Origin of the sequence: Citrobacter sp. C1 (assembly GCF_014596895.2) — a bacterium.
GTDB lineage: Bacteria > Pseudomonadota > Gammaproteobacteria > Enterobacterales > Enterobacteriaceae > Citrobacter > Citrobacter gillenii.
This window is the reverse complement of record NZ_CP115035.1, coordinates 4405042-4422426: the sequence shown is the minus strand read 5'-3', so window position 1 is coordinate 4422426 and position 17385 is coordinate 4405042. Positions and strand designations below refer to the sequence as shown.

The 17385-nt window shown below is 55.0% G+C and carries 15 protein-coding genes and 1 tRNA gene; 5 read left to right on the top strand and 11 right to left on the bottom strand.

Annotated elements, in window-relative coordinates:
- Positions 1-166 precede the first annotated feature (166 nt).
- From IB214_RS21205 to pepA, 3 genes are all read right to left on the bottom strand, one after another.
- Positions 167-3022 carry a valine--tRNA ligase gene (locus IB214_RS21205; protein WP_117342395.1) on the bottom strand — a complete coding sequence of 952 codons (2856 nt, stop codon included), beginning with the start codon at positions 3020-3022 and terminating at the stop codon, positions 167-169.
- Positions 3022-3465 carry a DNA polymerase III subunit chi gene (holC, locus tag IB214_RS21200; RefSeq protein ID WP_096758490.1) on the bottom strand — a complete coding sequence of 148 codons (444 nt, stop codon included), beginning with the start codon at positions 3463-3465 and terminating at the stop codon, positions 3022-3024. The genes IB214_RS21205 and holC overlap by 1 nt, the downstream gene beginning before the upstream one ends.
- A gap of 129 nt (positions 3466-3594) precedes the next feature.
- Complete coding sequence (gene pepA, locus IB214_RS21195; protein ID WP_115259562.1) at positions 3595-5106, bottom strand: leucyl aminopeptidase; 1512 nt, start codon at positions 5104-5106, stop codon at positions 3595-3597.
- Between the two features lie 153 nt (positions 5107-5259).
- Between pepA and IB214_RS21190 the strand changes: the two genes are divergently transcribed.
- The 3 genes from IB214_RS21190 to lptG all read left to right on the top strand — a co-directional run bounded on the left by IB214_RS21190 (position 5260) and on the right by lptG (position 7555).
- Positions 5260-5310, top strand: coding sequence for a hypothetical protein (locus IB214_RS21190; protein WP_212723231.1), 51 nt, complete (start codon positions 5260-5262; stop codon positions 5308-5310).
- Positions 5311-5372: 62 nt separating this feature from the next.
- Positions 5373-6473: an LPS export ABC transporter permease LptF gene (lptF, locus tag IB214_RS21185; protein ID WP_115259561.1), complete on the top strand. Its 1101-nt coding sequence runs from the start codon at positions 5373-5375 to the stop codon at positions 6471-6473.
- The gene (gene lptG, locus IB214_RS21180; RefSeq protein WP_115259560.1) at positions 6473-7555 is read left to right on the top strand and encodes an LPS export ABC transporter permease LptG; all 1083 of its coding nucleotides are present in this window, start codon (positions 6473-6475) and stop codon (positions 7553-7555) included. Before lptF ends, lptG begins: the two co-directional genes overlap by 1 nt.
- A gap of 122 nt (positions 7556-7677) precedes the next feature.
- Here lptG and IB214_RS21175 read toward each other — a convergent pair whose 3' ends face one another.
- From IB214_RS21175 to idnD, 5 genes are all read right to left on the bottom strand, one after another.
- A complete protein-coding gene (locus IB214_RS21175) occupies positions 7678-9180 on the bottom strand; it encodes a helicase HerA-like C-terminal domain-containing protein (RefSeq protein ID WP_117342394.1) in 1503 nt (500 codons plus the stop codon).
- A gap of 79 nt (positions 9181-9259) precedes the next feature.
- A complete protein-coding gene (locus IB214_RS21170) occupies positions 9260-10258 on the bottom strand; it encodes a LacI family DNA-binding transcriptional regulator (protein WP_096758486.1) in 999 nt (332 codons plus the stop codon).
- A gap of 51 nt (positions 10259-10309) precedes the next feature.
- On the bottom strand, positions 10310-11629 hold the full coding sequence (gene idnT / locus IB214_RS21165) for a gnt-II system L-idonate transporter (RefSeq protein WP_016155581.1): 1320 nt from the start codon (positions 11627-11629) through the stop codon (positions 10310-10312).
- 82 nt (positions 11630-11711) lie between these two features.
- Positions 11712-12476, bottom strand: coding sequence for a gluconate 5-dehydrogenase (gene idnO, locus IB214_RS21160; RefSeq protein WP_096758485.1), 765 nt, complete (start codon positions 12474-12476; stop codon positions 11712-11714).
- An 11-nt stretch (positions 12477-12487) separates the two neighbouring features.
- Complete coding sequence (gene idnD / locus IB214_RS21155) at positions 12488-13531, bottom strand: L-idonate 5-dehydrogenase (protein ID WP_096758484.1); 1044 nt, start codon at positions 13529-13531, stop codon at positions 12488-12490.
- 217 nt (positions 13532-13748) lie between these two features.
- Between idnD and idnK the strand changes: the two genes are divergently transcribed.
- A complete protein-coding gene (gene idnK, locus IB214_RS21150) occupies positions 13749-14270 on the top strand; it encodes a gluconokinase (RefSeq protein WP_117342393.1) in 522 nt (173 codons plus the stop codon).
- Positions 14271-14301: 31 nt separating this feature from the next.
- Here the strand turns inward: idnK and IB214_RS21145 are convergent, their stop codons facing one another.
- The 3 genes from IB214_RS21145 to IB214_RS21135 form a co-directional block, all read right to left on the bottom strand.
- Positions 14302-15321: an NAD(P)-dependent alcohol dehydrogenase gene (locus tag IB214_RS21145; RefSeq protein ID WP_096758482.1), complete on the bottom strand. Its 1020-nt coding sequence runs from the start codon at positions 15319-15321 to the stop codon at positions 14302-14304.
- A 74-nt stretch (positions 15322-15395) separates the two neighbouring features.
- Positions 15396-15977: a class I SAM-dependent methyltransferase gene (locus IB214_RS21140; RefSeq protein ID WP_096758481.1), complete on the bottom strand. Its 582-nt coding sequence runs from the start codon at positions 15975-15977 to the stop codon at positions 15396-15398.
- The gene (locus IB214_RS21135) at positions 15977-16990 is read right to left on the bottom strand and encodes an HNH endonuclease (RefSeq protein WP_117342392.1); all 1014 of its coding nucleotides are present in this window, start codon (positions 16988-16990) and stop codon (positions 15977-15979) included. Before IB214_RS21135 ends, IB214_RS21140 begins: the two co-directional genes overlap by 1 nt.
- A gap of 289 nt (positions 16991-17279) precedes the next feature.
- On the opposite strand from IB214_RS21135, the gene IB214_RS21130 reads away from it, so the two are divergent.
- Positions 17280-17364 (top strand) — tRNA-Leu (locus tag IB214_RS21130).
- Positions 17365-17385 lie beyond the last annotated feature (21 nt).

The window sequence follows — 17385 nt, the reverse complement described above, 5'->3', positions numbered from 1 at the left end:
CCACTGCGGAGAGGGAAAGCGCAAGCGAGGATAATTCAATAAAAAGCCTCTGGGCGAGTGCGTCAGAGGCTTTTATCGTCTGCGGTGTCGGATGCGCTACGCTTATCCGACCTACGATGACGGTGTCTGTTTGCCGGATAAGCGTAGCGCCATCCGGCAAACAGCTTTACAGCGCGGCAATAACCGCCTGCTGTTCAATCAGCTTCGCTTTCGCTTCAGCGTAACCTTCCAGCTTCTCACGCTCTTTAGCGATAACCGCTTCCGGCGCGCGTGCGACAAAGCCTTCGTTGGACAGTTTGGCTTCAATGCGGCCAATCTCACCGTCGATTTTGGTCACTTCTTTCGCCAGACGTGCCAGCTCATCTTCTTTATTGATCAGGCCAGCCATAGGGATCAGCAGCTCGGCGCCGTCGATAATTTTAGTCACGGAAACCGGACCTTTATCATCAGCAGGCAGCACGGTGATGCTTTCCAGACGTGCCAGGTTCAGCAAGAAGCTACGGTTGTCGTTCACACGACGCATCGCGTCGGTGCTGCAACCACGCAGCAGCAGCTCCAGCGGTTTGCCCGGCGCGATGTTCATTTCCGCACGGATGTTACGGATGGCCACGATCGCCTGCTTCAGCCACTCGGTATCGGCCAACGCGGCTTCATCTACCTGCGCCGCATCGTATTCCGGGAACGGCTGCAACATGATGGTATCGGCAGTGTTACCGCAAATAACCTTCACACGCTGCCAGATGGTTTCGGTGATGAATGGGATGATTGGGTGCGCCAGGCGCAGCAAACCTTCCAGCACGGTGACCAGCGTATGGCGGGTGCCGCGCAGCTCAGACTCAGAACCACCGGTCATGACCGGCTTGGTCAGCTCCAGGTACCAGTCGCAGAACTGGTTCCAGGTGAACTCGTACAGAATGCCCGCGGCGATATCGAAGCGGAAGTTATCCAGTGCCTCGCGGTACGCTTTGATGGTCTGGTTGAATTCCGCCAGAATCCAACGGTCCGCCAGCGACAGGGTCATTTCGCCGCCGTTGAAGCCGCAATCCTGATCTTCAGTGTTCATCAGCACAAAGCGGCTGGCGTTCCACAGCTTGTTACAGAAGTTACGGTAACCTTCCAGACGCTTCATATCCCAGTTGATATCGCGACCGGTTGAGGCCAGTGCCGCCAGGGTGAAACGCAGGGCGTCGGTACCGTGCGGCTCGATGCCGTCCGGGAACTGCTTCTCGGTACGTTTAGCAATTTTCTCAGCCAGCTGCGGCTGCATCATGTTGCCGGTACGTTTCTCCAGCAGGTCCGGCAGGGAAATACCATCAACCATATCCAGCGGGTCGATAACGTTACCCTTGGACTTGGACATCTTCTGGCCTTCGTCGTCACGAATCAGACCGGTCATGTAGACCGTCTTAAACGGAACCTGCGGCTTGCCGTTTTCATCTTTGATGAAGTGCATGGTCATCATGATCATGCGGGCAATCCAGAAGAAGATGATATCGAAGCCAGAAACCATCACGCTGGTTGGGTGGAACTGACGCAGCGCGTCGGTGTTTTCCGGCCAACCCAGCGTAGAGAAGGTCCACAGCGCGGAGGAGAACCAGGTGTCGAGAACGTCTTCGTCCTGACGCAGCGCAACGTCGGCGCCGAGGTTGTTTTCCTGACGCACTTCGTCTTCGGTACGGCCGACATAAACGTTGCCGTCGTTGTCATACCAGGCCGGGATGCGGTGACCCCACCACAGCTGACGGGAGATACACCAGTCCTGGATATCACGCATCCAGGAGAAATACATGTTTTCGTACTGCTTCGGCACGAACTGAATGTCGCCGTTCTCAACCGCTTCTACCGCCGGTTTTGCCAGCACGTCGGCACGGACGTACCACTGGTCGGTTAGCATCGGTTCGATAACCACGCCGCCACGGTCGCCGTAAGGCACGGTCAGGTCGTGCGGTTTAATCTCTTCCAGCAGGCCCAGCGCGTCGATAGCAGCAACCACCGCTTTACGTGCGGCAAAGCGCTCCAGCTTCTGGAACTCAGCCGGGATCTCGTTGGAATAGACGTCAGATTCTTCGCCTTTGGTGTCGTACACTTCCGCGGTTTCGCGGATGTCGCCGTCAAAGGTCAGGATGTTGATCATCGGCAGGCCGTGACGTTTACCGACTTCATAGTCGTTAAAGTCGTGCGCCGGGGTGATCTTCACGCAGCCGGTGCCTTTTTCCATATCGGCGTGTTCATCACCAACAATCGGAATACGGCGGTTAACCAGCGGCAGGATAACGAATTTGCCGATCAGATCTTTATAACGCGGATCTTCCGGGTTGACGGCCACACCGGTATCGCCCAGCACGGTTTCCGGACGCGTGGTGGCGACCACCAGATAATCTTTCCCGTCTGCGGTTTTTGCGCCGTCAGCCAGCGGATAGCGGATGTGCCACATTGAGCCTTTTGACTCGCGGTTTTCTACTTCCAGATCGGAGATGGCGGTGCGCAGTTTCGGGTCCCAGTTTACCAGGCGCTTGCCACGGTAAATCAGGTCTTCTTTGTACAGGCGAACAAAGACTTCTTTCACGGCATTGGAAAGACCTTCGTCCATGGTGAAGCGCTCGCGCTCCCAGTCCACGGAGTTGCCCAGACGGCGCATCTGACGGGTGATGGTGCCGCCGGATTCCGCTTTCCACTGCCAGATTTTATCGATAAACGCATCGCGACCGTAGTCGTGACGGGTTTTACCTTCTTCAGCGGCAATCTTACGCTCAACCACCATTTGGGTGGCGATACCCGCGTGGTCGGTACCGGCCTGCCACAGGGTGTTTTTACCCTGCATGCGCTGGTAGCGAATCATGGTGTCCATGATGGTTTGCTGGAAAGCATGACCCATATGCAAACTGCCGGTGACGTTCGGCGGCGGGATCATGATGCAGAAGGACTCTTTGCTTTCATCGCCGTTAGGTTTGAAATAGCCCTGCTTTTCCCAGTGCTCGTAAAGCGGCTGTTCGATATCTTGTGGGTTGTATGTCTTTTCCATTATTTCCAGGTTGCCGTATTCAGGTTAAAACCAGCCACGCGGTAAGCTTTGTAGCGCTCGCGTGCCGATTGTTTCAAAGAATCTTCATAAGGGACGAAGTCTACCACTTCTGTGAAAGCGGTGGCAAAATCTACAAAGCCGACGCGCAAACTGATCAGCAGATCGCGTGGGCTGCTGTTGCGTTTTTCTGGCCAGGCAATTTCGACCGGAGCACCGCCACGCGGACCTTCCCCCGCCAGATTATGCGGCACGAAGCTTTCTGCCGGTCTTGCCCACAGCGCTTCATCCAGCCGAATAGCCTGTTTTTCGTCTTCACAGGCGATCAGTACGCGCTTGCCCGCGCGCCAACGTTCTGCGGCAATTTCACACACCAGTTGTTCAACGGCGCTTAAGCCATCTTGTTGTGTGTCGTTATCCAGAAGATAGAACGTTGCGTTTCTCATAATATGGGGCTTCTTGTTGTGGATTTAAATGCAAAGCCGGATGGCGCTACGCTTATCCGGCCTACGGTTAAATACTCACTGTAGGCCGGATAAGACGCGTATGCGGCGCCATCCGGCAATCAAGCAAACTTACTCTTCGCCGTTAAACCCGGCGCGATTGAGCAGGAACTGCGACAGCAGCGCCACCGGACGACCGGTTGCACCTTTGGCTTTTCCTGAACGCCAGGCGGTTCCCGCGATGTCGAGGTGTGCCCAGTTGTACTTACGGGTAAAGCGCGACAGGAAGCAGCCAGCGGTAATCGCGCCACCAGGGCGTCCGCCGATGTTCGCCATATCTGCGAAGTTGGACTCCAGCTGTTCCTGGAACTCATCACCCAGCGGTAAACGCCATGCGCGATCGCCCGCCTGTTCGGACGCGCCAATCAGCTCGTGCGCCAGCGGGTTGTGGTTCGACATCAGGCCAGTGATGTGATGACCCAGCGCAATCACGCAGGCGCCGGTCAGGGTGGCGACGTCGATGACCGCTTCAGGTTCGAAACGCTCGACATAGGTTAACACGTCGCACAGCACCAGGCGGCCTTCGGCATCGGTGTTCAGTACTTCAACAGTCTGACCGGACATGGTGGTTAACACATCACCCGGACGATACGCGCGCCCGCCTGGCATGTTTTCACAGCCCGCCAGCACGCCGACAACGTTGATGGGTAACTGAAGTTCCGCCACCATGCGCATCACGCCGTACACTGCCGCCGCGCCGCACATGTCGTATTTCATTTCATCCATGCCTTCGGCAGGCTTGATGGAAATACCGCCGGAGTCAAAGGTTAGCCCTTTACCGACCAGCACAATCGGGCGCACGTCTTCTGACGGGTTGCCTTTGTACTCGATAACCGACATCAAGGACTCGTTCTGCGAACCCTGGCCGACGGCAAGATAAGAGTGCATACCCAGCTCTTTCATCTGCTGCTCGCCAATGACGCGCGTGACGACATTTTTGCTGTAGCTGTCGGCCAGTTGACGCGCCTGAGAAGCCAGGTACGCTGCGTTACAGATGTTCGGCGGCATATTGCCGAGATCTTTCGCGGCTTTAATACCGGCGGCAATCGCCAGGCCGTGCTGAATGGCGCGCTCGCCGCTGGTCAGTTCACGGCGGGTAGGGACGTTGAACACCATTTTACGCAGCGGGCGACGTGGCTCGCTTTTGTTGGTCTTCAACTGATCAAAACTGTAGAGGGTCTCTTGTGCTGTCTCGACAGCCTGACGCACTTTCCAGTAGTTGTTACGGCCTTTAACGTGCAGTTCGGTCAGGAAGCAGACGGCTTCCATGGAGCCGGTATCATTCAGAGTATTGATGGTTTTCTGAATAACCTGCTTGTACTGGCGCTCATCAAGCTCACGCTCTTTGCCACAACCAATGAGAAGAATGCGCTCAGACAGAACGTTAGGAACGTGGTGTAGCAACAGGGTCTGACCCGGTTTGCCTTCCAGTTCGCCACGACGCAGCAGGGCGCTGATGTACCCGTCGCTGATCTTATCGAGCTGCTCTGCAATCGGAGAAAGGCGGCGTGGTTCAAAGACGCCCACGACGATGCAGGCACTCCGCTGTTTCTCTGGGCTACCGCTTTTTACACTGAACTCCATGCACTACGCTCCTGAATCTTAAAGACAACGGCGGTGGCTACGGATAGAATTGCAAGCTTTCGTAACTCATACCCGCTGTTGCGGTGACTTCGTGTTAATCTTAACGTTATTACGGCATTGGCACGTCAGAACAATTTCTGAGAGGTGGATCCGTTGAGTATAATGATCTTAGCGACGATTTCGACGACTCAAGAGAATAAATGACGTTTAAGCCATGAAACAAGCTATTTTCCTGCAAAAGACGGGTTTTTACGGGCGTATTTAAAGTGATAATCATAAGATATCTGGTACGGGAAACGCTCAAAAGCCAACTTGCGATCCTATTCATCCTGCTGTTGATCTTCTTTTGTCAAAAGCTGGTCAGGATCCTCGGTGCGGCGGTTGACGGTGACATCCCGGCAAATCTGGTGCTCTCGCTGCTGGGGCTGGGCGTGCCAGAAATGGCGCAACTTATCTTGCCATTAAGCCTGTTCCTCGGGCTGCTCATGACGCTGGGCAAACTGTATACCGAAAGTGAAATTACGGTGATGCACGCCTGCGGGCTGAGTAAGGCCGTACTGGTGAAAGCGGCGATGGTGCTGGCGCTGTTTACCAGTATCTTTGCGGCGATCAACGTGATGTGGGCGGGGCCCTGGTCTTCAAAGCATCAGGACGAAGTGCTGGCGGAAGCGAAAGCGAACCCCGGCATGGCGGCACTCGCGCAGGGACAGTTCCAGCAGGCCACTAACGGCAGCTCGGTGCTGTTTATCGAAAGCGTCGATGGCAGTAATTTCAAAGATGTGTTCCTCGCGCAGATCCGCCCAAAAGGTAACGCCCGTCCTTCCGTGGTCGTGGCCGATTCCGGACATCTGACGCAACTGCGCGATGGCTCCCAGGTGGTGTCGCTGAACGAAGGTACGCGCTTTGAAGGGACCGCGCTGCTGCGTGACTTCCGCATTACCGACTTCAAGGACTATCAGGCAATTATTGGCCATCAGGCCGTGGCGCTGGATCCGAACGACACCGACCAGATGGACATGCACACGCTGTGGACGACCGACACCGATCGCGCCCGTGCGGAGCTGCACTGGCGTATCACGTTAGTATTCACGGTGGCGATGATGGCGCTGATGGTGGTACCGCTGAGTGTGGTGAACCCACGTCAGGGACGCGTACTGTCGATGCTGCCCGCCATGCTGCTGTATCTGATGTTCTTCCTGATCCAGACCTCACTGAAGTCGAACGGCGGCAAAGGGAAACTGGATCCAGTGTTCTGGATGTGGACGGTTAACCTGAGTTATCTGGCTCTGGCGATTGCGCTTAACCTGTGGGATACGGTGCCTGTGCGCCGCTTGCGTGCCCGTTTTCTGCGTAAAGGAGCGGTATAATGCAGCCCTTTGGTGTACTTGACCGCTATATCGGTAAAACCATTTTCACCACCATCATGATGACGTTGTTCATGCTGGTGTCGCTCTCCGGCATCATCAAGTTTGTTGACCAGTTGAAAAAGGCCGGGCAGGGGAGCTACGACGCGATGGGGGCCGGGCTGTATACGCTGCTCAGTGCCCCTAAAGACATTCAGATCTTCTTCCCGATGGCGGCGCTGCTCGGCGCGTTGCTGGGATTGGGCATGCTGGCCCAGCGCAGTGAACTGGTGGTGATGCAGGCGTCCGGTTTTACCCGCATGCAGGTTGCGCTGTCGGTGATGAAAACCGCTATTCCGCTGGTGCTGTTGACGATGGCCATCGGGGAATGGGTTGCGCCGCAGGGTGAACAGATGGCGCGTAACTACCGCGCACAGCAGATGTACGGTGGCTCGCTGCTGTCTACCCAGCAAGGGCTGTGGGCGAAAGACGGCGACAGCTTTGTCTACATTGAGCGGGTGAAGGGCGACGAAGAGTTAGGGGGTATCAGTATTTATACCTTTAACGACCAGCGTCGTTTGCAGTCCGTGCGCTATGCGGCGTCTGCCAAATTTGATAAAGACAATAAGGTCTGGCGTCTGTCGCAGGTGGATGAGTCCAACCTGCAGGATCCGAAGCAGGTTACCGGTTCACAAACCGTGAGCGGCACCTGGAAAACCAACCTCACGCCAGACAAACTCGGTGTCGTGGCGCTGGATCCGGATGCGCTGTCGATCAGCGGTCTGCATAATTACGTGAAGTACCTGAAGTCCAGCGGCCAGGACGCCGGACGCTACCAGCTCAACATGTGGAGCAAAGTCTTCCAGCCGCTGTCCGTGGCGGTGATGATGCTGATGGCGCTGTCGTTCATCTTTGGCCCGCTGCGTAGTGTGCCGATGGGCGTGCGTGTAGTGACGGGGATTAGCTTCGGTTTCGTGTTCTACGTGCTGGACCAGATCTTTGGTCCGCTGACGCTGGTATACGGTATTCCACCGATTATCGGGGCGCTGCTGCCAAGTGCCAGCTTCTTCCTGATAAGCCTGTGGCTGATGCTGCGTAAATCGTAATTACAGCCCGCCATCCGGCAACGTCACACGCAGTGCCGGATGGCGCTGCGCTTATCCGGCCTACTCAGGACCCGGAGGCCAGATAAGGCGTTAATGCCTTATCTGGCAAAGTAACACAGGCACTAGCGTTTTCTTCCGCCCATCAAACTTCCCAACATGCCACGAATAATCTGATTGGTGACCTGACGCGCCGCGCTTTTTGCCACGCTCTGCACCACACCATCACGCTTGCCGCCGCGCGGCCCGGTGCTGCCAAACAAGATATCCTTCAGCCCGCCGAGAATACCGTCGTCCACTGCGACCGCTTTGTCGTTGGCGGGAGGTGTATTTTGCTGCTCAGTACTGGCCTGCACGCCTTGCTGTAAGCGCTCATAGGCCGACTCACGGTCAACCTCTTCTTCATATTTGCCGTACAGCGCGGAGTGATTAATCAGCCCGTTGCGCTCATCGTCGGTTACCGGTCCCATGCGCGAGCACGGCGCAATCACCATCGCCCGCTCCACTACCGACGGACTGCCTTTGGCATCGAGGAACGAGATTAGCGCCTCGCCGGTCCCCAGTTCCTGAATGGCTTTTTCGGTATCAAATGCCGGATTGGCGCGCATGGTTTGTGCCGCGGTTTTCACCGCCTTCTGGTCTTTGGGCGTGAACGCGCGCAGGGCGTGCTGCACGCGGTTACCCAACTGACCGAGCACGTTGTCCGGAATATCCGACGGGTTTTGCGACACGAACCACACGCCGACGCCTTTCGAACGGATAAGGCGGATCACCTGTTCGATTTTATCCAGCAATACCTGCGGGGCATCGTTGAACAACAGATGGGCTTCGTCGAAGAAGAACACCAGCTTGGGTTTTTCCAGATCGCCCGCTTCCGGTAACTGCTCGTACAGTTCGGAGAGCATCCACAGCAGGCTGGCGGCGTACAGTTTGGGCATCTGGTACAGTTTTTCTGCGCTAAGGATGTTGATTATCCCCTTGCCGCTGGCGTCGGTGCGCATCCAGTCTTTGATATCCAGCATCGGCTCGCCAAAGAAGTGCGCCGCGCCCTGTTGCTCAAGCGACAGCAGCCCGCGCTGGATAGCTCCAACAGAGGCGCTGCTGATGTTGCCGTACTGATTCTGGAAGGATTTGGCGTTATCACCGATGTACTGGGTAATGGCCCGCAGGTCTTTGAAATCGAGCAGCAACAGCCCCTGGTCATCCGCAATGCGGAAGATAATATCCAGCACGCCGGACTGCACATCGTTCAGGTTCAGCAAGCGGGCCAGCAGCAGCGGGCCGAGGTCCGATACCGTGGCGCGCACCGGGTGACCTTTCTCACCGAAGATATCCCACACCGTGACCGGATTATCATGCGGCTGCCAGTCGGTAATACCGATGTTGTTCAGACGGGTCAGCAGCTTTTCAGACGCCAGTCCAGCCTGCGCCACGCCGGTTAAGTCGCCTTTAACATCGGCCATAAACACCGGCACGCCGATCTCCGACAGCGATTCGGCCAGCTTCTGCAAGGTGACGGTTTTACCGGTCCCGGTCGCGCCGGTAATCAGCCCGTGGCGGTTGGCCATGCCAGGCAGTAAAAACAGTTCGGTGTCCGGCGTGCGGGCAATTAACAGGGGTGCGCTCATTGAGATTTCCTCCATTTATCCTGCCTGGAGTATAGGCAATGTCGATGAAAGAGAATATGCGCAGGGGAGAGAAAATGACTTAAAGCGTATTGCCGTGATAAATCTGATATCCCAAATCTACGGTGTTGTGGTTATGGTCGTTGTTCTTGATTTTACTGAGCAACATCTGCGCCGCCATGCGACCAATGTCGAAACGTGGGGTGATCACGCTCGCGAGGCTTGGGATCATCTGCCTGCCCATTTCCAGCCCGTGGAATCCGGCAATCGAGATCTGCTCCGGCACAGCCAGATCGCGCTCGCGGCACAGCAGCAGCGCGCCCATCGCAATATCGTCGTTGGTACAGAACACGCCGTCTACATCCGGGTGCGCAGCCAGCGCGTCACGCATCATCTGGGTACCGAGATGGATGGAGGAGATGGCGCGCGGATTCACGCGCAGCGGTTCCAGACCCCGGCGGGTCATGGCATCGCAATAGCCGCGATAGCGCTGCTCGTCACGGACGTCGTCTTTCGAACCCAGATACAGGATTTTGTGGCGCGGGCGTTTATCCAGCATGGTGCTGACCATATCAAACGCCGCCTGGCGGTTATCGAATCCCACCTCCATATCCAGACGATCGCCCTGGATATCCATCAGCTCAACCACCGGAATAGTCGCTGAACGCAGAAACTTCACGGTACGTAAAGTGTGATATTTCTCGGAAAGAATAATGCCGTCGATGTTGTACGACAGCAGGTTGATAACCGATTCTTCCTCGGACTCCCGATCGTAATTGTAGTTGGCGATCAGCGTTTGATAGTTATGGTCCGAGGTCACGGATTCAATCCCCGCCAGAATGTCGGCAAACAGCTGGTTTTGAAACGAGGGGATCAGCACGCCGAGCGTATAGCTTTGCGCGTTCAACAGCATTGCCGGCGCGCGGTTGGGGATGTAGTTAATCTCCTCCATAATCTGCGCGATGCGCTCGCCGGTTTCCTTTGCGACTTTTTTCGGCGAGCGGATGTAGCGACTCACCGTCATTTTGGTCACACCCGCCAGGGTGGCGATATCTTGCAAAGAAATTCTGTGGTTCCTCATCTTCTCTCCTGAGCCGGGGAGCGCTGGCTTGTGCTCCCCGGTAATGCCGAACTAATGCAGAATGGCGTTAAGCGCCAGAACCCCAAGGAGTCCCATAATGGAAATCAACGTTTCCATGACTGTCCAGGTGCGCAACGTTTCACCGACGCTGAGATTAAAATAGCCTTTAAACAGCCAGAATCCCGGATCGTTAACGTGGGAAGCAATCACGCTGCCCGCACCGGTTGCCAGCACCATCAGCGCCGGATCGGCATGGGTGACGTTAATAATCGGCAGCACCACGCCCGCGGTAGTAATCGCCGCCACGGTGGCTGAACCGAGTGCGATGCGCAGCAACGCCGCGACCGTCCAGCACATCAACAGCGGAGAGAGTGAGGTACCGGTCATCAGGTGCGAAATATACTGGCCCACGCCGCTGTCGACCAACACCTGCTTAAACGCCCCACCGCCGGCGATGATAAACACAATCATGGCGATGGCACCGATAGAGTCGCCAATGATATCCATTATTTGCTCGATCGTACGTCCGTTACGACGGCCAAGGGTGAAAATGGCGAGGACGATGGCAATAAACAAGGCGACCGCCGGGTTACCGATAAACTCAAAGAACACCCGCACGCTGTTGGTCTTCGGTAGCGTAATTTCGCACACTGCGGCGACCGCCATCAGTATGACCGGGATAACCGCGGCAAAGATACTGTTCCAGAACGACGGCATCTCTTCTTCGGTAAACAGATGTGGGTTAAATAAGCCTTCCGGCGGCGCTTTCTCAAAGCGGGTCAGCAGCTTGGAGAACAGCGGCCCGGCGACAATCACCGTCGGGATAGTAATAATAAATCCGTACAGCAGCGTGGTGCCAAGGTTGGCCTCGAAGATCGTGGCAATCGCCGTTGGTCCCGGATGAGGCGGCAGAAAACAGTGGGTCACGGACAGCGCCGCCACCATCGGCACGCCGACGTACAGCAGCGGCAGTCCGGATGAGGCCACCACCGTAAACACCAGCGGCAGCAGCAGAACAAAACCGACTTCGAAGAACATCGCCAGACCGACGACCAGCCCGGTAATGACCAGCGCCCACTGCACGCGTTTTTTACCGAACGTGCCAATCAGCGTAGTGGCGATACGCTGGGCTGCGCCGGTATCGGAGATTAGCTTTCCGAGCATGGCGCCGAACCCGAGGATCATCGCCAGCCCGCCAAGCGTACCGCCGATCCCATTTTGTATTGAGTGCAGAACGGCCTGGGCATCCATCCCTTCGGCAAAACCGACGACCGCCGCTACCAGGACCAGAGCAATAAAGCCGTTAACTTTAAAGCCAATCATCAGGACCAGGAGCAGCGCGACGCCTGCCGCAATAATAATTAATGGCATAATCTTTTCTCTTATAAATTATGTAGAGTGGTGTGCCAAAAATGCAGCGCCAGGGCGCTGCGTGATGTTGCGTTGTGTTGTATCAGACGGCGACCAGCATGCCGCCATCGACAAACAGCAGGTGTCCGTTAACAAAATCGGATGCTTTGGACGAGAGGAAAACCGCCGCACCAATTAGCTCCTGCGGATCGCCCCAACGTGCGGCAGGCGTCCGTTTGCACAGCCAGGCGGTGAAGGCTTCGTCTTCGACCAGCGCTTTGGTCATCTCGGTTTTGAAGTAGCCCGGCGCGATGCCGTTCACCTGGATATTGTGGCGCGCCAGCTCAACGCACATCCCACGGGTGAGCATTTTTACCGCCCCTTTTGAGGCGGCATATGGCGTGATGGTGTCGCGGCCCAGTTCGCTCTGCATGGAGCAGATGTTGATGACTTTCCCGGCCTGGCGTTCCACCATGCGACGAGTGACCGCCTGCGACACCAGGAATACTGCCGTCTGGTTCACCGCAATCACGTCGTTCCAGTCCTGTTCCGGGAACTCGGTGAACGGATGACGGCGCTGAATACCGGCGTTATTCACCAACACATCAATCGGGCCAATATCTTTTTCGATATGGTCAATGGCGGCGTCGATATCCTGTTTATGCGTAACATTGAAAGGCGCGGCAACGGCGCGGATCCCTTCCTGCTGCAGTTTTGCCACGGCGGCTTCTGCGCGTTCCGGCGTAATGTCATTGACGATGATCTGCGCGCCATATTTGCCCAGCCCGGTCGCCAGTAAATAACCAATTCCCTGCGCCGAACCGGTGATCAGAATATTTTTGCCATCCAGTGAAAAAAGATCGTTCATCATGCTATTCCTTATTTTATGTCTTCAAAAACGAGCTGGACTTTCGCCGCCTGGGTTTTATCCCCGGCGAAGATCAGCGCCTGTTCAAGGTCGGTAAACGGATATTCGGCGCTGAGTAACGGCAGCGGATCGATAACGTTATTTGCCAGCCACGACACCGCGGTATTGAATTCGGTGGTAAAGCGGAACGAGCCTTTAAGCGCGATCTCTTTGCCGATCAGCATCATCATCGGGAACTCTGGTACCGCGCCGCCCATGCCGACCTGCACCATCACGCCTTTCGCGCGGGTGACTTCCAGACAGGTGGTGATTGAGGAAGGATGGCCGGAGACTTCGAAGCTGACGTCAAAATAGCCTTTCTCTTTTTTCCACGCGTCGAGCGAGTCTTGTTGCGGATTAATCAGCGTGTCTGCGCCCATCTGTTGCGCCAGCGAAAGCGAACGCGGGCTGACGTCTGCACAGACGATTTCTGCTGCGCCGAGCGTTTTCACTGCGCTGACGATCAGACAGCCAATTGGCCCAACGCCGGAGATAAACACGCGTTTACCCTGCAGGTCGCCCGCTTCATGCGCGGCATGGATTGCTACCGCCAGCGGTTCGGCAAAGGCCATGACTTTTTCATCGGCCTGCTGCGGGTAGGGGATGCACTGTGCGGTATCGACGGTTTTAAACCGGGTAAAGCCGCCGTCAACATGGGGAAAATACATGGCGCTGCCAAAAAATCGCATTTCCGTACACTGATTTTCTTCATGCTGCAGACAGTATTTGCAGTGGCCGCAGGGCTTCGACGGGTTAATCGCCACCGACTGACCTTCATGTAATTCAGGTGAATCACTCTGGACCACTTTACCAATAACTTCATGGCCTAAAATCATCGGGGCTTTAACGGTAAAATTACCGACTTTGCCTTCCTGATAATAATGTAAATCGGAACCACAAATTCCCCCGCGGGTAATTTGCACTAACGTTCCTTTATTATTCCATTCAATATTTTGGTCGGTAATGGCAACAGCTTTCTTACCCGCGACAACGCAGGATTGGGTTTTGACTTGCATAAATTCCTCACTGGTCAGGTAGTAACCTCGGCAGCATTTAAACGGTTTTAATTGTTATTATTTGTGATGAAGATCACGCTGGAAAATTGTTACACTACAATGTTACGCATAACGTGATGCGCCTTGTAAATCTGCTCCGTGGTACTGAAAAAGCGTGAATTTCCCCATCAGCAAGGCGTAATATCGCGCCATGGAATATGAATCTGGAGTTTTTTAGATGGCTGGGGAAAGTTATATTTTGATGGGCGTTTCTGGTAGCGGTAAATCACTCATTGGCAGCAAAGTTGCCGCCGTATTATCCGCTAAATTCATAGATGGTGACGATCTCCATCCCGCCAAAAATATTGATAAAATGTCGGAAGGTATTCCATTAACTGATGAAGACCGGCTGCCGTGGTTAGAACGGTTAAATGACGCGTCATACAGCCTGTATAAAAAGAATGAAACCGGATTTATTGTCTGCTCGTCATTAAAAAAACAGTATCGCGATATATTGCGCCAGGGCAGCCCGAATGTGCATTTTTTGTGGCTGGATGGCGATTACGAGACTATTTTGGTGCGCATGCAGCGTCGGGCAGGGCATTTTATGCCGGTGGGATTACTAAAAAGTCAGTTCGACGCGCTGGAGTGCCCGCAGGAAGATGAACGCGATATTGCCCGCATCGACGTGAACCATGACATCGAGCATGTGACGGAACAGTGCCGCCAGGCGGTGCTCGCATTTCGTCATGGGCAATAAGCTCAGCCCCTTACGGGACTGAGCCACCGCATCAGAAATCGGCTTTTAGCACCACGCGGTAACGGGCTTTGCCGTCGCGCACGTGCTGGATAGCTTCATTGATTTTTGACATCGGGTACTGCTCGGTGACTGGCGACACCTTGCTGCGCCCGGCAAACTTCATCAGCTTGCGCAGTTCGAACGGTGTGCCGGTTGCCGAACCGGAGACGCTGCGATCGCCGGCAATTAAGGTAAACGCCGGCACCGGCAGCGGCTTCAGCACCGCGCCGACGGTGTGGAAATTACCGCCGTAGGCCAGCGCTTCAAAATAGGGCTGCCAGTCGAGATCGACGTTAACCGTATTAATGATGAGATCGAACTGGCCCGCCAGCGCTTTTAGCGCCTCCGGATCGCGGCTGTTAACCACTTTATCGGCCCCCATCGCCAGCACTTCCTGTTCTTTCGCTGGGTTGGAGCTGAACGCGGTGACTTCGCACCCCATCGCGTGTAACAGCTTAATGGCGATATGCCCCAGACCGCCGATACCAATCACCCCGACGCGGCTGGTGGCGGTGATGTGGTGCATCAGCAGCGGTTTGAACACCGTGATGCCGCCGCACAGCAATGGACCGGCAGCCGCATGATCGATGCTCTCCGGCAGCGGGATCACCCACTGCCAGTCTGCGCGCAGCTTCTCGGCAAAGCCGCCGCGATTGAGGATCGTGGGAACGGCACCTTCCAGGCAGTTAATCTGATTACCGCTGATACAGGCATCGCAGTGCCCGCAGCTGCGCGCCGTCCAGCCGATGCCGACACGCTGGCCGACCTTCAGGCCTTTATCCTGCGCCGCACTGCCGAGCGCCGCCACGCGACCAATCACCTCATGCCCGGCAACCAGCGGATACTGAGAGAACCCCCATTCGTTGTCGATCATCGACAAATCAGAATGGCAGATACCGCAGTATTCGACCTGTACTTCGACATCTTCCGGCTTTAGCTCGCCCGCATCATATTCATAGAGTTCGAGTTCGCTGCCCGCCTCTTTTGCGGCGTAGCTTTTTATCATCGACATCGTGTTTCCCTCAGTGTGGTGTTGAACAGGAAGTGTAGAGCATGGGGAAATAGGGTGCTTCGCAGAAGGGGGGATTAGGGCCTTTTCTGCAGCAATGCGTTGAGCCACATTTCGTCGCGGTCAGGACGCTTATCGAGCGTCGTCCAACTGCTGATTAGCGTGATATCGCTCAGCGGTGCGATCAGCTTTTCCAGTCCCTGCTCGGTGAGATCGGTAAAGTGACGGCCGTCTTTCACTCTTTCTGTTTCGCCGTATTTGAACGAGACATACCATATTCCCCCGGTTTTAAGCGCGTGGGCGAGTTTGCTCATTACACCGGGTAACGCTTCGGCGCTCACATGCAGCAACGATGCACAGCACCAGATACCATCATAGCGTTCGGTGTCGGCGATATCGTTAAATGTCATCTGTTTGACGCACAGTCCGGTATGCTGGCTGGCAAGGTTAACCATTTCTGCAGAGGCATCGAATGCTTCGACTTGATAACCTTTTTCCAGGAAGGCCTTACTGTCACGGCCGGAGCCGCAGCCTGCATCCAGAATACGTCCGCTCTGCGGGAGGTGTCGCAGGAAGGGGAGATAAAGCGATTCCATATCGACATTAACTGTAGAGCTAAAAAAATCCTGCGCGTGGCGCTGGTAATATTCGAGAGTCATCAGAATGTATCCGTTCCTTGTGCAAGGGGTTCCCATTGGTGAAAGAGTATTTTAAGCGCCTCGTTCCAGCTGTCGTTCAAAAATGTGTTTCTCAGCATCGGGGTCGCGCCCGTCTGGCGAATCAATGTTTCACGCAGTGGAAGATGGCTGTTTATGAAATATTCATTTCTGTCCCGAAGACGCTGAAGTAGCCTGGGTGAGGGAAGTTGGGCAAATTTGCCTTTCCCACCCCGGTTACATTCTTTGCAGGCGAGTACCAGATTCCAGACGCCATCGATATTTGCGACCTGTCCCCGAGCTTTCCACGGGATAAAATGATCAACATCGGCAAAGGTGTCGTCGCCAGGGAGCAAACTAATAGGCGCAAAACAGTAGAAGCAGCGCCCCTTCTGATAACCGTTAAGGCTGTCCCGACAGCTGGAGATCGGCACCCGCCGGTCACTGTTCCTGCTAAACAGCATTTGGTCATCGTTGTCATACTCGACATTTATCAGGTGGCTGGAGATATTCATAGCCCAGGCTTGTTCGACGAGGTTCCAGCGCGCATCTGTTTCAAAAATAAGGTTTCGGTATTGCAGGCGCTCACCCAGATTGTAGAAATTATCCGTCATCCGGATGCCTTTATGCGTTTTACGCTCATCAATAAAAAAGCGTTTTTCAATTTCGCCCTGATTCACATTGTGAAAGGCATCAATCACATTATTAAACCCCTGCCGGACCGTGATGGCGGTGAGTTCATCACGCGTGATCTCGCCGTTATTAAATTGCGTACAGGCGGCAATAAACTGGCTGCTGCGTGAGGTTATCTGCTTTGGCGCATGTCTGAGATGGCGGCACAAATGGCTGCTGAACGGTACAGCCAGATCTTCAAGCGTGATGAGATCGCTGCCATCAGGTTTGAGTTCGTGCAATGCATGGGCGAGCGCAAACTTGTAGGAAGCCACATTCTTGCCAAAGAGGATAATCCCGCGCCAGTAGTTTTCCAGCGTGGGTTCAACCTGATAGAAACGCATAACGGTGTCCTGAGAACGGTTGGTAACTGCTATTACTGGATTCAGTAACGACATCTCATAGTAAACAGCAGCAAATGTAAACCGAGCGGGTCACGTTGCATTTTTTTGCGAGGTAAATTCCGGAAAAATTCAGGTTAGAGATGAGAATAGCGGGAGGAAGAAGGGCGCGTGGGCGATCGAACCGCAATGGCGCTGTTTTTTTCAACACTTAGCGCGACTATCGTGCGCTGCCGCTTGCATGGTGGCGTGCGACAGGTATAATCCACAACGTTTTCCGCATCCCTTCCGTGCCGGAGTGGCGAAATCGGTAGACGCAGTTGATTCAAAATCAACCGTAGAAATACGTGCCGGTTCGAGTCCGGCCTTCGGCACCATCGGAACATCAATAGACGTCA

Excerpts from the sequence above, each read along its gene's own strand:
- holC (WP_096758490.1), bottom strand. The coding sequence starts at position 3,465 with ATGAGAAACGCAACGTTCTATCTTCTGGATAACGACACACAACAAGAT.
- IB214_RS21175 (WP_117342394.1), bottom strand. The coding sequence starts at position 9,180 with ATGAGCGCACCCCTGTTAATTGCCCGCACGCCGGACACCGAACTGTTT.
- pepA (WP_115259562.1), bottom strand. The coding sequence starts at position 5,106 with ATGGAGTTCAGTGTAAAAAGCGGTAGCCCAGAGAAACAGCGGAGTGCC.
- idnT (WP_016155581.1), bottom strand. The coding sequence starts at position 11,629 with ATGCCATTAATTATTATTGCGGCAGGCGTCGCGCTGCTCCTGGTCCTG.
- IB214_RS21170 (WP_096758486.1), bottom strand. The coding sequence starts at position 10,258 with ATGAGGAACCACAGAATTTCTTTGCAAGATATCGCCACCCTGGCGGGT.
- IB214_RS21140 (WP_096758481.1), bottom strand. The coding sequence starts at position 15,977 with ATGACTCTCGAATATTACCAGCGCCACGCGCAGGATTTTTTTAGCTCT.
- IB214_RS21205 (WP_117342395.1), bottom strand. The coding sequence starts at position 3,022 with ATGGAAAAGACATACAACCCACAAGATATCGAACAGCCGCTTTACGAG.
- idnO (WP_096758485.1), bottom strand. The coding sequence starts at position 12,476 with ATGAACGATCTTTTTTCACTGGATGGCAAAAATATTCTGATCACCGGT.
- IB214_RS21135 (WP_117342392.1), bottom strand. The coding sequence starts at position 16,990 with ATGCGTTTCTATCAGGTTGAACCCACGCTGGAAAACTACTGGCGCGGG.
- idnD (WP_096758484.1), bottom strand. The coding sequence starts at position 13,531 with ATGCAAGTCAAAACCCAATCCTGCGTTGTCGCGGGTAAGAAAGCTGTT.
- lptG (WP_115259560.1), top strand. The coding sequence starts at position 6,473 with ATGCAGCCCTTTGGTGTACTTGACCGCTATATCGGTAAAACCATTTTC.
- idnK (WP_117342393.1), top strand. The coding sequence starts at position 13,749 with ATGGCTGGGGAAAGTTATATTTTGATGGGCGTTTCTGGTAGCGGTAAA.
- IB214_RS21145 (WP_096758482.1), bottom strand. The coding sequence starts at position 15,321 with ATGTCGATGATAAAAAGCTACGCCGCAAAAGAGGCGGGCAGCGAACTC.